The organism is Paenibacillus sp. YSY-4.3 (assembly GCF_054767475.1).
Genome location: NZ_BAABMC010000016.1, coordinates 23,971 through 38,020 on the forward strand (window position 1 = coordinate 23,971; position 14,050 = coordinate 38,020).

General features: G+C 49.9%; 15 protein-coding genes and 2 riboswitches. Of the genes, 11 read left to right on the plus strand and 4 right to left on the minus strand.

The window, feature by feature from the left end:
- Nucleotides 1–86: 86 nt before the first annotated feature.
- The 3 genes from ACYUJT_RS24940 to ACYUJT_RS24950 all read left to right on the plus strand — a co-directional run bounded on the left by ACYUJT_RS24940 (nt 87) and on the right by ACYUJT_RS24950 (nt 3,602).
- The gene (locus ACYUJT_RS24940) at nt 87–755 is read left to right on the plus strand and encodes a DNA-3-methyladenine glycosylase (RefSeq protein ID WP_460327532.1); all 669 of its coding nucleotides are present in this window, start codon (nt 87–89) and stop codon (nt 753–755) included.
- Nucleotides 756–940: 185 nt separating this feature from the next.
- Nucleotides 941–1,327: an ArsR/SmtB family transcription factor gene (locus ACYUJT_RS24945; RefSeq protein ID WP_460327535.1), complete on the plus strand. Its 387-nt coding sequence runs from the start codon at nt 941–943 to the stop codon at nt 1,325–1,327.
- The gene (locus ACYUJT_RS24950) at nt 1,320–3,602 is read left to right on the plus strand and encodes a heavy metal translocating P-type ATPase (protein ID WP_460327537.1); all 2,283 of its coding nucleotides are present in this window, start codon (nt 1,320–1,322) and stop codon (nt 3,600–3,602) included. Before ACYUJT_RS24945 ends, ACYUJT_RS24950 begins: the two co-directional genes overlap by 8 nt.
- Before the next feature lie 115 nt (nt 3,603–3,717).
- Here the strand turns inward: ACYUJT_RS24950 and ACYUJT_RS24955 are convergent, their stop codons facing one another.
- A complete protein-coding gene (locus ACYUJT_RS24955; protein ID WP_460327539.1) occupies nt 3,718–4,245 on the minus strand; it encodes a YwhD family protein in 528 nt (175 codons plus the stop codon).
- 196 nt (nt 4,246–4,441) lie between these two features.
- On the opposite strand from ACYUJT_RS24955, the gene ACYUJT_RS24960 reads away from it, so the two are divergent.
- From ACYUJT_RS24960 to ACYUJT_RS24985, 6 genes are all read left to right on the plus strand, one after another.
- Nucleotides 4,442–6,433: a M1 family metallopeptidase gene (locus ACYUJT_RS24960; protein WP_460327542.1), complete on the plus strand. Its 1,992-nt coding sequence runs from the start codon at nt 4,442–4,444 to the stop codon at nt 6,431–6,433.
- A gap of 199 nt (nt 6,434–6,632) precedes the next feature.
- Nucleotides 6,633–7,454, plus strand: a complete 822-nt coding sequence (locus tag ACYUJT_RS24965; RefSeq protein ID WP_460327544.1) for a hypothetical protein — start codon at nt 6,633–6,635, stop codon at nt 7,452–7,454.
- A gap of 220 nt (nt 7,455–7,674) precedes the next feature.
- A riboswitch (cyclic di-AMP (ydaO/yuaA leader) is annotated at nt 7,675–7,812 on the plus strand.
- A gap of 5 nt (nt 7,813–7,817) precedes the next feature.
- Nucleotides 7,818–8,309, plus strand: a complete 492-nt coding sequence (locus tag ACYUJT_RS24970) for a C40 family peptidase (protein WP_460327547.1) — start codon at nt 7,818–7,820, stop codon at nt 8,307–8,309.
- Between the two features lie 201 nt (nt 8,310–8,510).
- Nucleotides 8,511–8,649: riboswitch (cyclic di-AMP (ydaO/yuaA leader) on the plus strand.
- A 4-nt stretch (nt 8,650–8,653) separates the two neighbouring features.
- Nucleotides 8,654–9,130, plus strand: coding sequence for a C40 family peptidase (locus ACYUJT_RS24975; protein ID WP_460327549.1), 477 nt, complete (start codon nt 8,654–8,656; stop codon nt 9,128–9,130).
- Between the two features lie 325 nt (nt 9,131–9,455).
- Entirely contained in the window at nt 9,456–9,953 is a 498-nt protein-coding gene (locus ACYUJT_RS24980; RefSeq protein ID WP_460327552.1) for a GNAT family N-acetyltransferase, read from the plus strand.
- A gap of 245 nt (nt 9,954–10,198) precedes the next feature.
- Entirely contained in the window at nt 10,199–10,558 is a 360-nt protein-coding gene (locus tag ACYUJT_RS24985; RefSeq protein WP_460327554.1) for a c-type cytochrome, read from the plus strand.
- A gap of 81 nt (nt 10,559–10,639) precedes the next feature.
- Here the strand turns inward: ACYUJT_RS24985 and ACYUJT_RS24990 are convergent, their stop codons facing one another.
- Together ACYUJT_RS24990 and ACYUJT_RS24995 are read right to left on the minus strand one after the other, a co-directional pair.
- Nucleotides 10,640–10,948 (minus strand): 4a-hydroxytetrahydrobiopterin dehydratase, encoded by a 309-nt coding sequence (locus tag ACYUJT_RS24990; RefSeq protein ID WP_460327556.1) that lies wholly within the window; start codon nt 10,946–10,948, stop codon nt 10,640–10,642.
- A gap of 221 nt (nt 10,949–11,169) precedes the next feature.
- A complete protein-coding gene (locus ACYUJT_RS24995; RefSeq protein ID WP_460327558.1) occupies nt 11,170–11,463 on the minus strand; it encodes a hypothetical protein in 294 nt (97 codons plus the stop codon).
- A 190-nt stretch (nt 11,464–11,653) separates the two neighbouring features.
- Here ACYUJT_RS24995 and motA point away from each other — a divergent pair, with 190 nt between their 5' ends.
- On the plus strand, nt 11,654–12,457 hold the full coding sequence (gene motA / locus ACYUJT_RS25000) for a flagellar motor stator protein MotA (protein WP_460327560.1): 804 nt from the start codon (nt 11,654–11,656) through the stop codon (nt 12,455–12,457).
- Nucleotides 12,441–13,229 carry a flagellar motor protein MotB gene (gene motB, locus ACYUJT_RS25005; protein WP_460327562.1) on the plus strand — a complete coding sequence of 263 codons (789 nt, stop codon included), beginning with the start codon at nt 12,441–12,443 and terminating at the stop codon, nt 13,227–13,229. Before motA ends, motB begins: the two co-directional genes overlap by 17 nt.
- 69 nt (nt 13,230–13,298) lie before the next feature.
- On the opposite strand, the gene ACYUJT_RS25010 is transcribed toward motB, so the two are convergent.
- Nucleotides 13,299–14,003 carry a pseudouridine synthase gene (locus tag ACYUJT_RS25010; protein WP_460327564.1) on the minus strand — a complete coding sequence of 235 codons (705 nt, stop codon included), beginning with the start codon at nt 14,001–14,003 and terminating at the stop codon, nt 13,299–13,301.
- Nucleotides 14,004–14,050: the final 47 nt, after the last annotated feature.

Consider the following 14,050-nt stretch of genomic DNA (forward strand, 5'->3'; position numbering starts at 1 on the left):
CGTAAGGCATGCTGTAACATGTGAGACACCCTCAGTCGCACGCATAGGACGCATGAATGATATACAGATAAGGAGATCCCTTAATCATGAGCTTACCATTTACCCCATACTCAGAAGGAAAGCCGCTTCCCTCCGCATTCTACGACACGACGGCTCTGGATGCGGCATCCCGACTGATCGGGCATACGCTCGTTCGCCGTACCGAGGACGGAGATATCTGCTGCCGCATCGTCGAAACTGAAAGCTACGGTGGCATAGAGGATAAAGGAAGCCATGCCTATGGCGGACGAAGGACCGCTAGAACGGAAATCATGTTCGGCCGGGGAGGATCGGCCTACATTTATCTTATTTATGGAATGTATCATTGCCTGAACGTTGTTACCGGCGCCGTTGATGATCCGCAAGCAGTGTTAATCCGGGCCGTCGAGCCTTTAACTGCAGATGATGAAGCCCTAATGCGCAAATATCGAAACGCGGCTGCCAAGAAGCCCGTCGATCTATCCGGTGGCCCAGGCAAGCTGTGCCGTGGTCTTCGCATCGACAAATCGCTAAACGGCCAGTCTCTTCTCGAGCAGGGCGGCCCGTTATGGATCGAGGCAGGCAGGCCGCTGCAAAATGAGACGATAATGCAATCGCCGCGCATCAATATCGCGTATGCGCAGGAGTATGCTGCCATGCCATGGCGTTTTTTCCTGCGGGATAGTCCATATGTGCCTCTGCTTGATAAAAACATGGACGTATTTAAAAAATTCTAAACAGCGGCAGCTTTTGTACAAGCTACTGCCGAGCGCCTATTCGGCGCTTTTTTGCATTTATGTACTTCAAAGGCCCACACATTCAAGCGAGCATTTGAATATGCTGAGCAGCAAGTGTATAATATAAACAACAATCAAACGAATGCTTGAATGTCTTTCTCTAAAATATAGGAGGTTTCTTACATATGACAAATCCGATTCCTTTAGTACAACCGGAAGTTTGCGAGCAATCTCACGTACACAGCGACACTGCAGCCGAGCTGCGAAGCAGTCTCAACGAAGAAGATATCGTCGGCATGGCGCAGATGTTCAAGGCACTGTCCGACCCCAACCGGATGAAGATCGCCTACTTGTTGCAGCAGAAGGAGGAGCTGTGCGTATGTGATGTCGCCTCGATCCTGGACAGCTCTGTCGCTACGGCATCCCATCATTTACGTTTATTGAAGCAAATGGACATTACGAAATCGCGCAAGGAAGGCAAGAATGTATTCTATTCGCTGAAAGATCATCATATCCAAACGTTGATTACGATGACGCTGGAGCATCAGAAGGAGAAGAGTTGCCATGAGTAAATCCCCTACGGCTTCAGGCCAGGATCAGCCCATGCCCCAGGTTGAATACCGTGTTCAGGGCCTCTCCTGTGCCAATTGTGCCCGCGAAATGCAAGAAGAAATTCAGAAGCTCGAGCACGGACAAGACGCAGCCATTCTATACAACAGCGGACGGCTGCTCATTTCTCCGAAAGTCGATCTTGCCCGGGTCAAGGGAATTCTTAAACGGGATGGAGCTGCGTTGATCCCCCCAATGGAGCGAAGAGATGGGCATACTGCCAGGGAGAATTCCCATAGGCATAACGACGGGCACGGACACGATCATGAGCATGGACATGATCACGAGCACAGCGAAGAACATAACCACGGCGAGGAGCATGGTCATGGCCATAGCCATGAGCATGGCGACAGCCGCATAGGAATATGGCTGCTCGGCATAGCTGCAGCCCTATATATAGCTACATTTATAGTGAATTCAGTCGTGCCAGCGAGCGCTCTCATCATTATGTATCTGTCATCCATTGCCCTTAGCGGGTATTCGACTTTTATTCGCGGACTGCGTAATCTGTCCCGTTTGAAATTCAATATGGATACGCTGATGACGGTAGCCATGGTTGGGGCCGTATTGATCGGCGAATGGAAGGAAGCTACGCTGGTCGCCATCTTGTTCGGCCTGAACGAGCTGCTGGAGGGTTACGGTATGAGCCGGGCCCGTAAATCGATGGAGGCGCTGCTTAGCGCCGCACCGAAGCAAGCAGTCCTCATTACGGATGACGGTGAAACGACGGTAGCGATCACGAGCCTAAGGATCGGCGACCTGGTGCTGGTTCGGGCGGGAGAGAAAATACCTTCCGACGGAACAATCGTTGAAGGCCATAGCGCAGTGAACGAGGCAGCGATTACCGGCGAATCCATTCCCGTCGCGAAGGAGCCGGGACACAGCGTTTTCGGCGGGAGCGTTAATACGGACGGCCTATTGAAAATACGAATAGACAAAGCCTACGAGGACTCCTCCCTGGCCCGCATCATGCACCTTGTGCAGGAGGCCCAGGACACGAAGACGCCCACGGAATTGTTCATCGATAAATTCGCCAAATATTATACTCCGGCAATCATGATCATCGCGGCCCTTGTCGTCCTTGTTCCCCCTTTGCTGCTTGGCCAGCCATGGATGAAGTGGGTCTATGAAGGACTCGCCATCCTCATCGTCGGCTGCCCATGCGCCCTGGTGCTCTCTTCTCCGATTGCCCTAGTCAGCGGCATGACGAGATGCGCCAGAAACGGGGTGCTGGTTAAAGGCGGAGTCCATTTAGAACAGCTTGGAAAAATCGACGCCGTCGCCTTTGACAAAACGGGAACCCTGACGGTAGGCCGGCCCTCCGTCATGAAGGAAGTCGTTTACGACGGCCAACGTTTCCATCGCATTTCTGCAGCCATGGAAGCAGGTTCCCTGCATCCGCTCGCCGAAGCCATCGTCCGGCAAGCGGAGGAACAAGGCATTTCGAGTGCTGTACTGCCGCAAACATCCGAACTCATGACGATTCCCGGAGTCGGCTTATCCGCCACGATCGAGGGCATCCGCTACTGGGCAGGCAGCGAGGAAGTATTGGACAAAATCTCCTTAGAGGGCCAACCCCGGCAGCAGATTCTAGATGATCTGAATCAGCTCAAAGCCGCAGGATTCACTGTCGTCGTCATTGCCGATCCCACTCAGGTACTGGGCCTCTACGGCCTTGCCGACGAACTGAGGCAAGAAAGTCCTGACGTCATTGCCGAGCTGCATCGAAGCGGCATAGCCCATACGGTGATGCTAACCGGCGACCACGCCGAATCAGCCAGGACGATCGCCTCACGGGTAGGCGTTACCGACTGGGCGGCCGGACTGCTTCCGGAGCAAAAGGTAGAGAAGGTGCGCGAACTATCCGCGAACTGGAAGGTCGCCATGGTCGGGGACGGCATCAATGACGCCCCAGCACTTGCCGCCTCAAGCCTCGGAATCGCCATGGGCAAAGGCACTGACACGGCGGTTGAAACCGCTGATATCGTGCTCATGCAGGATCATCTTGGCAAGCTGCCAGGCGCGATAAGGGTCGCTAGACAGGCTAGCCGCATTATCACCTGGAATATCGGCATCTCGCTTGCCTTGAAGTTGATTGCCCTGCTGCTAACCATCCCAGGCTGGCTGACTCTGTGGATCGCCGTCATGTCCGATATGGGGGCAACCATCGTCGTAACGCTGCTTGGGCTGACCGTTCTGCTCGGCAAGGACGCATCGCCCCGCGGCTCTGCAAGTTAGCTCAGTATTAGACTGCACCAGCCACCCAATATTACAATAGGAAATCAAATAAGCACGCATCCGGCTAATGGTTCCATCAGCGCCGGCGCGTGCTTATTTCTATTACAACTCGCTTCTATTCCGTCTCCAGAGCCGCCTTCAGCTCATCCGAAGACTTCTCCCACCATTCTTCATTGGTTTCTACGAGCAGCTTCTTCAGGACTGCCTTCTCCTCTGTTCCTAGCCCATCCAAAATAACTCTGCGCTTTAAGGCATAGTCCATCTTGTTGACATGATCGGCTAGAACCTTCCATCCGCGGCGCGCTTCCGTATCGATCAGCATTTCGCAAGCGGTTATCCCTCCGTAAAATTGCCCCAGCTCCGGAGTACGATCCACGGCTACCCATACGATCCATACTTGGCGCCCGTTAGGGACGTCATCCTTATTCGTCGAGAACTTGATCCCCTTCTCCACCTTGCTCTTGGCATGCATGGCACCGATATCGATGTAGGCTTCGTTTCCGTCAATAATGACCGGCGACATGCTGTTTAAGTCGATGGAACCTGCACCGAATCCTTTATGCTTGCTCTTGTCATCGTTACTTATAATATTTAAGGCGAATATCTTCTTACCCGTCTTCTGTGAAGTATCTTTGTTATCCATAATTCCCTCCACCTGGCTTGGGCGGTCGCTGATCAGTTCCTGAGCAGCTTTCGCCGAAGGCAGTTTCTGCGTGTTTTCTTTCCTTATAAGAATGCTTGTTCAGCCGACGTACACATTAATTTTATTTTAGCTAATAATCTCCCAAATGCAAACATATACATGCTGTAGATGCTTGTCAACAGGAGGTATCCATGGTATGACCCGTCGAACGATGATTATTAGTATTACTATCCTTACCCTATGTCTTTTTGGCGGTTCCATAATGTACATGCTTCATGACGACCCCACGGACGCCCCTTCATTTGCTCAGCAGCAGCAGGGCAAAACCGCCTCAGTAAAGGCTCCTTCTCCCCCGCAGGCGGAGAGTATACAGCAGCCGACGGCAGAAATACTTAGCAACCGGGTTACAGAATACCATATTGACGTCAAGCTGAATGAACAAGAACGAACGCTGACCGGCACCCAGACGCTATCCTGGACCCATCCAGGGAAAAAAACGGTGAACGAGCTTTACTTTCATCTATATCCCAATGCCTTCGCTTCCTCAGAAACTACTTTTATGAAGGAATCCGGTGGACGACTGCGTGGCGACACCATGCCGAAGAACGGCTGGGGCTCCATAGAGTTAACCGATATTCGGACGATGGATGGAATTTCCCTTCTGCACCGTATTCAGTATGTCCAACCCGACGACGGCAACGCCAATGACAGGACGCTTGCCAAGGTGCGTCTGCCGATGTCAGTGCAAGGCGGCGAGACCATTACGCTAAAAATCAATTTCACCGTGAAATTGCCCAAGATTTTTGCGCGAATGGGCACTGCCGGCGACTTTGTGATGGCTGGCCAGTGGTTTCCCAAGCTGTGCGTATACGAACCTGTCTCAAGAAGAGGAAGAAGTACGGAGGGCTGGAACCTGCACCAGTATCACGGTAACTCGGAGTTCTATTCCGATTTTGGCATTTACAGCGTGAATATCGACGTTCCAAGCGAGTATACGATAGCTGCCACAGGTTTTCCGACCAAACCTGCAATACAGCGGGGCGAACGTAAAATCATCCAGTATTATGCGGACGATGTGCATGATTTCGCCTGGGCCGCATCTCCAAACTTCATCTACGCTGAAGAGCCGTTCTCTTCAGAGGAGGTGCCAGGGGTCCGGATCAAGCTGTATTTGGATCCAGCCCATAAGGACTTGAAGGATCGTTACTTCTACGCCGCTAAGGTCGCATTGTCTAATTTCAGCAAATGGTACGGAAGCTACCCGTATTCCACTTTATCCATCATCGTACCACCCGCCGAAGGGAATGGCGCAGGGGGGATGGAGTATCCGACCTTGGTCACCGCCTTCGGGGCAACCAGCGATTCTCCGGGGTATGACGAGCTGGAGCGCACTGTGATCCATGAAATCGGGCATCAATTTTTTTACGGCATGGTGGCCAGCAATGAATTTGAAGAAGCCTGGCTGGACGAGGCCTTTACTTCCTATGCCGAAGACCGTTTGATGGAGCAGGAATTCGGAATCACGACCAGCCTTCCTATTCAAGCCGCATTGATCCACGATCCTAAGCCGCTGACTCAACCTTCCTGGGAATTCGGCACGGCGGATACTTACGCCAGAAATGTCTATCACCGCGGCAAACTCGTTCTTCTGGACCTCGAGCGGCAGATCGGTACCAAAGCCATGAATCGCACCCTGTCCCTCTATGCGCGCAAATATCGGTTCAAGCATCCGGCCACTGCGGATTTTCAGAGGGTACTCGAGCAAACGACGGGACGATCCTGGAAAGGTTATTTTAACCAGTACGTATACGGCGGAAAAATGGCGGACTATGCCATAGAGAACATTGACATATACAAGGTAGGGCAGGACAGCAATGCTCTGTACGAAGCCATCGTGGACATCACCCGCAAGGGTGGAACCTATCCAAAGGTGCCGATCCTCTTCACCTTCCAAGACGGACATACCGTTCGAAAGGTGCTGGATGGTAAGGAGGAGCATGCACAATTGAAGTTGACTTATAAGGAACCCCTCGCCTGGGCTATGCTCGACCCGGACTACACGCTGATGCTGGAGAACAAACATATTAATAACTACTTTAAGGCTAGTCTCGACGAGAAGGTCAGTACGCGCTCCAATATTATTGTAACGAAGCTGCTCGAAATGCTGACCGGTCCATTTCTGTGGTAGGCTGCTTCCGATGCGAGTTTTGTTCGGAGCTTATTCAGAGCGGTATTGCTCACAAAACTAGGTTTACGCTTCCGATGCAAGTTTTGTTCGGGGCTATTCAGAGCAGTATTGCTCACAAAACTAGGTATGCTTCCGATGCAAGTTTTGTTCGGGGCTATTCAGAGCAGTATTGCTCACAAAACTTTTAGGAGGGAATACCATGCCCTATATTCGCAATGGGTGGAGCAGCGTCAAAAGACAGTTCCCCTCCGTCATCATTCTGTTCCTGTATCAACTGCTGTGGGGAGTATTTCTATACCGGCTGGTCAATACGGCTGTAGTGCAAGTGCTGCACCGCTATCCCGACCCTCCCCCCCATGACCTGAGCCGGATGCTGTTTGTGATCGAGGGGCAAAATAGATTCTGGCAAATTCCCGAGGTTCATCATTACTTATGGATGATCATCGGCATGGTCTTGCTTCGCCTGCTGCTCACTCCTCTTGTCCATGCAGGAATATTATATGGACTGCTTCCTAGCGAGGATAGAGCGCCCGGCCTCCCGCTATTCAGAGGTATTCAGAAATTCTGGAAACCCGTGACCCTGTTCTACTTCCTGGAGCTTATTTTGATCCTGGTCCCTACGCTTTGGCTCCTACCCAGAGTATACACCGCCTTGGCACCCATTCTGCAGGGAAGCGGCCATATCTCGGTCGTTCTAGTCACTATCGCTTATGCTGTCGGCTGGCTCTGCTACAGCTGGTTCATACGCCAAACTGTACTGTTCCTGCAATTCGGCTACTTATTTAAAGGCAATGCCTGGCCGTCCCTGCTCCTTTGCTGGAAACATCTCCTGCCCGGCCTTGGCATCTCCTTTATCCTTGCAGCCTCTTGCTCTATCATATTCATCTTATTCGGCACGGCATCATGGGTCTGGACCGGTCTGCTGGCCCTCATTTTGCAGCAAACATACCCATTCTTCCGCAGTGTTTTCAAAATATGGAAAATATCCTCGCAATATTGTCTATGGCAACAAAAAAGTTAAAATTTCTTCATCTTCTCCCCTCCCTAGAGCCACAAGGCCTCCGCGCATGCGCGGAGGCCTTATTCTATGCTTACTATATAATTCTCGCAATTTAACCATTGCCAAATGATCCCTGCCTTGTTACAATAACAACAGTACTTTTTAAGTAACAGATTTGTAATCATTTCTGTCATAATTCACAAGATGCATGACAGCAGTGTCGAATAAGTTACACATGGTGTTAAAATCACAGCCGAATTCCCGTCACCAGGGAAACGGGGGAACCATTTTGGGTGAATTGATCTCGCTTCAGAGGGATCATAGGGGACCTTCAACCCGAACCCTTAAGCTAACCTCGCAGGCATTGGAAGGAGCATAACTTCTTTGAAGAAAAAGTTGGCTGTAGCAGCTATAAGTTTGTCCATCCTGTTCACCTTAGGGGCTGGCAGCGCTTTCGCAGACTCTAAACTGGATACAACTATTGATTCCGCACTGGGCACTAAATATGTATCTGGCGGTACGAGCACCGATGGCTTTGATTGTTCCGGATTTACCTCTTACGTATTCAAGAGCCTTGATATCAAGCTGCCTCGCACATCGGCATCCCAATACAATATGGGAACAGCTGTCAAGAAGGATGAGCTGAAGGCCGGGGATCTCGTATTCTTCAACACTTCCGGTAATGGAGTGTCCCATGTTGGCGTTATGGTTGATGGCGAGAGCTTCGCCCACGCTTCAACGAAGAAAGGGGTAATCATTACCAAATTAAGCGATGATTATTATGTCAAACGCTATGTCGGTGCCAAACGCATCATGAGCACGGACAAGTACGAAGAGGTTGCGGTTGATAGCCAAGATCATGACGATGTAGAATAATACGTCCAGAAAACCTGTAGAGTGGTTCCTTGCCGAACCCGCCTACAGGTTTTTTTATCCCTCAAAAGGCACAGGATAACTTTACCAACATGCTGCAGCAGAGCCTTTCTTGCAAAAGATGGCCGTTTTTGTTAGAATAACCAAAGTGATAAGTTACAATCTTGTCATCATTGTTGTAAGTCGTTTCGTTTCGGGTGCATACAACTAGATAAGCCGAATTCCCGGCACCCGGGAAACGGGGGAACCATTTATGGGTGAATTGATCTCGCTACATAAGAGATGATAGGGAACCTTCAACCGAATCCTTAAGCTAACCTCGCAGGCCTTGGAAGGAGCACAACATCTTGAGAAAGACTTTGACAGCAGCGGCGACGAGCTTGGCTATTCTTCTTACGTTGGGGACAGCAAGCGCATACGCCGACTCGAACACGACATTGAACAAGACGGTTAATGCCGTCTACGGAACACCTTACAAATTCGGGGGAACGACCACAAACGGTTTTGATTGCTCCGGATTTACAAGCTACGTCTTTAAGAAAATGGGTGTTAAGCTGGCCCGCGTATCGTCAGCGCAGTACAAGCAGGGTACGTCTGTTGCGAAGAATCAGCTTCAGGAAGGAGATCTCGTATTTTTTAATACGACCGGCAAAGGAGTATCTCATGTCGGCATTTATATCGGCGATGGAAAGTTCGCCCATGCCTCTTCTTCTAAAGGAATCCGTACCGATAAATTAAGCAACAGCTACTACAAGGAACGTTATGTCGGAGCGAAACGGATCCTAAGCAAATACGGCTATTCTACCCACGCCGCCCAATCCTAATCACCTAGCCCATTTATGTCTACTGCTTTTACATAGCCCGACAATTCCTGCCAGAATTGTCGCGGCTTTTTTATTAGGACTTAATCGCTCTATCTTATTAACGAAGCTTCAAGGAAAAAGGTTGCAGGCATACACGCCATAGGTACTATTTATCAACGCCCCACTAAACCGTTTTCACTATAAATAGATAACTCCGCCTCCCACGTTAAAAATCTCTCGGCCAGAGCCTTTACAATAAAATAAAATCCCGTTACAGTGTTGATAAAACGATCGCGCCGGCGAAGTTCCATGGCACGGCATTCCCATTTGTACAAGGAGGCGCAAGATGGATAAACGAGATATTCAGTTTAAAATCGTTCCTATGGAAGAACGCCATGGGGAAGCAATCAGTACTTGGCGCTACGACTCTCCCTATGATATCTATAGCTGGCTGCCTTGGGAACAAATGAAGGCTCTTGATGTTGAATTCGGCAATCCGGCCTTACGGGCCGAGCAGTATGTATCCATTCTAGACGAGGAAGGAAATTTGGCCGGGTTCGCCCAATATTTCCCCATGGAGAACGTCACAAGACTCGGGATCGGGATGAGGCCCGATTTATGCGGTCATGGTTTGGGTAAGTCCTTTGTATTAACGATTGTTAAAGAGGCGCAGCGACGCGCACCGTCCGACGTCATTGATCTTGAAGTGCTTACCTGGAATACGCGGGCTATCCGCGCTTATCAGAAATCGGGTTTTGTCATAACCGATCTTTACGAGAAAATGACCCCCGGCGCAATATCCAAGCCGTATTATTGCATGGTATATCGGGGTGAACGCTTATAGCCTGGCCTACAAAGCGTCTGGGAGCGCCTGCAAGGCGGTCTCAGGCATTTATGTGCCATTAAGGGGTTATCTCCTGAAAGGCGCTGCACGGCTTGTTTCCGGCGCGCTGTGAGGATGCTCATAATATATTGTGACTTTTGAGCAATTATACGGGGAATTCGTTGCTTTTTTTGTCACAAATGCTATGATCAAATAGCATGTTCCGTTATAATAATAAGGTAGCTTACATAGGAGGGACGATTGGAATGCAAAAGTGGGTTATGAGCGGGCTATTCTTTGTCGCGTGTGCACTAGCCCTGGTGCTTATCTTTACTTTGCCCGGTAAAGATCAGGTTGCTCAAGAAAATAAGACGCAAATGCCTGAAGTCACATTAAACGCAGAGCAAGCGGAAGCCGTCGTCAAAGCAAACTGCATCAGCTGTCACGGAGACCAACTGGAAGGCTTGGCTGGGCCGAATTTGCAGCATATTGGGGCCACCATGTCAACCGAACAGCTTTACAAGATCATTTCGAAGGGTAAAGGCTCCATGATGCCTGCCTTCAAAGATAAGCTGCAGGACGAGGAAATCGCGAACGTCGCGCTCTGGCTTGCCGAGAAGAAATAATAAGCATGATAAAGACACGCCCACTAGGATACTTAGCGTTCCCGGTGGGCGTGTCCTGTATTTAGTCCAATACCATCACGGCTATAAGCTTTTTTCAGGTGAATTCATTTTATCGAATGCTTCATTGTATTGCTCTGCTTCCTTAATATCTATGGCCGTGATTCCACCTGCTTCCCATGATGTCAAACGAAGCGTAACTGTCTTGTAATCGATCGTAATGAAGGGATGGTGGTTAAAGGCCTCTGAAATAGCCGCGACCTCGTCCACAAAGGCTATGCCCTTCATAAACTCGGAGAAGGTAAATTTACGAACGATCCAGCGTCCCTCTTCCAGCTCCCATCCTTCCAACTTTTCCAAATGCGCCTCAACTTCTTGTGGTGTAAACGGCATGTTCTTTTCCTCCCTGTTCTTTTTCAAGAACTTCCAAAACTATGTAGTGCTCACTAGTACCTTTAATGCACAAAGCTTTATAGGTAAATTAAAAAAATTATACTTTTGGATTATTGTTATTCTTCCCAGGCCCTATTCATGCCTAACGCCAGGAGATGATTACCTGTTCCTAACTTCATATTTTACCACGCCCTAAGGCGCATGCAAAATCATTAATTCCGCTAAACCAGCTTCACTGAGGTCAGCTCCTCTTCGCCAATCAATACATTGATGCGATGAGCCTCCGGGTCATAAATGACGACCCCGCTGCCTACAGTGATCACTGGCTCAGAGCCCAGCCCGAAGAATAAATCCTCAGCCAACGCTTCCAGCACCTCATGTTTCTCTTCCTTGGACAGTCCCTTCCATTCGTCAGGCTCCATCTCAAAGAAAACATAGCAATCCGGAATACGGCCGACTGCCTCCGTAAATTCCGCCAAAATAAATTCATATTCCCTTCCGTGCTTTACTCCCACGGGCGATTCGCTCCCTTCACGATCTCCTAAATAGACCATTGTCTTATTATAAACGAAAATACCACTTAAAAAAAAAAGGTTTTCTGTCGATAAAAAGGATAACCGTTTATTTTCAATGGTTCCGTCTTTTCGCAAGGATGCTTAAAGACGAAAAGCAAGGCTTCAATTTATCTCAAGGACGAGGTGTATAATGGAAATTTCATCACTCATCGGTATTATTCTCGGTCTAGTCGCCGTAATTCTGGGGATGTTCCTTAAAGGAGCTCCGATCGTCAACTTGGTTAATAACCCGGCGGCGTACATCATTATCTTGGTAGGAACCGCAGCGAGCCTGTCCATAGGCTTCCCTTCCTCGGAATTGAAGAAGATTCCAAAGTTGTTCAAGAAGTTATTCGTCAAGCAAAAAATGATCAGCAAGGCAGAGCTCATCTCGCTCTTTATGGAATGGGCTACCGTTACCCGGCGCGAGGGGCTCCTGGCGCTCGAATCCAAGGTTGAGGAGATTGATGACGATTTCCTGCGCAATGGTATGCGCATGATCATTGACGGTAATGATCAGGAGTTTGTCAGCGATGTACTTGCTGAGGATATTGCAGCAACCGAAGAACGGCATCGGGCAGGTGCGCTCATATTCTCCCAAGCCGGGATGTACGCTCCGACCCTCGGGGTACTCGGGGCTGTTATCGGGCTGATCGCTGCCCTTGCAGATATGTCCGATATGGATTCATTGGCGCATGCGATTGCTGCCGCCTTCGTTGCGACACTGCTCGGTATATTCACCGGTTATGTTCTATGGCACCCAATTGCGAATAAGCTGAAGCGCCTTTCGAAGCAGGAAATCGAAATCCGCCTGATGATGGTGGAAGGACTGTTGTCCATTCAATCTGGTGTCTCAACGATTGCCATCCAACAAAAACTGGCTGTATTTCTGACTCCATCGGAGCGCGCCGGTCTATTAGACAAGGTAGGTGAATCCGGTGAGCAAAAAGACTAGGCAGGAGCCCCACGAGGAGCATGCTGACGAATCCTGGCTAATTCCTTATGCTGACCTGATGACGCTCCTTCTGGCTCTATTTATTGTCCTCTACGGCATGAGTTCAACTGATGCCAAGAAATTCGAGGAAATGAGCCAAGCGTTCGGCAGCGTCCTTACTGGCGGAGTTGGCGTGCTCGATCAGAACTCCTTCGAAAGCAACACCAAGACTAACCCGATAGCCAAGGATTCATCCGAAGGCTTGATAAAGAAAAATGAGCTTATGCGCAAAGAGCAAGAGAACCTGGAAGCTCTCAAGAAACGTCTGGACAATTACATTAAAGAAAATGGATTGACGACGCAGCTCGACACGCAGCTCAATCATTCACGCCTTATGATTACGATTAGCGACAACGCCTTATTCGCGTCCGGCGATGCTGTAGTGAAGCCGGAAGCACGGAAGCTGGCTAAAGCCATCTCTACGATGCTGGAGAAGTTCCCGGACTACGAGGTCGTTGTTTCTGGACATACGGATAACATTCCGATTTCGACAAGCGAGTTCCCGTCGAACTGGGATTTGAGCTCCGGCCGCGCCCTGAACTTCATGAAAATTCTGCTGCTTAACACCAAGCTGAATCCGAAGATGTTCAGCTCGACTGGCCAAGGCGAATATCACCCTGTCGCCTCGAACAAAACAAGCGAAGGGCGGGCTAAGAACCGCCGAGTCGAAGTATCAATTATTCGGAAGTACCAGGAAGAATCGAAAACTGGCATCCCGGCGATTAACAAATAATCGTTTGCCGAGCTGATGAAACACTCAGGCCTATAGAGGCCTGGGTGTTTTGTTTTTAAGGGGCACTCCTTATTTAAGATCATAATTCAACGCGGCCCCGAGCTCCTGCCTCTCTTGCGGCGTCAAATCACGCCACGTCCCGATCGTTTGATTCCCCAAATGAATGTTCATAATCCGAATGCGCTGCAGCTTCCGCACTTCATAACCGAGCGCGCTGCACATCCGGCGGATTTGCCGATTCTTCCCCTCGGTCAAAATAATCCGGAATACCCGATCCGTCATTCGAGTGATTTCGCACGGCCTGGTCTTCGTGCCGAGGATCCGCACCCCTTCGCTCATCGCCTTCAAAAAAGAAGGGGTGATGGCCTTATCCACCGTCACAATGTACTCCTTCTCGTGCCGCCCCTCGGAACGTAAGACTTTGTTCACAATATCCCCGTCGCTGGTCAGCAATATTAAGCCTTCGGAGTCCTTATCCAGGCGCCCGATGGGAAAGATCCGCTCCTCATGCCCTACGAAATCTACGATATTCCCCTGAATATGCTGCTCCGTCGTACTCGTGATCCCGACGGGCTTGTTAAGGGCAATATAGACATGCTTCGATGTTTTCAGCGTCAAGGGCTTCCCGTTAATTCTTACGTCGTCCCCCATCTCAGCTTGGCTGCCGAGCTCGGCCGGCTTCCCGTTAATCGTGACCTGGCCGGATTGTACCAGCTTGTCAGCTTCCCGCCGGGAGCAGTATCCCGTCTCACTAATGAACTTGTTGATTCTCACCTTCGATGTCACCCCGTATGCGATCTCTTTGCTAAAACTTCATGTTT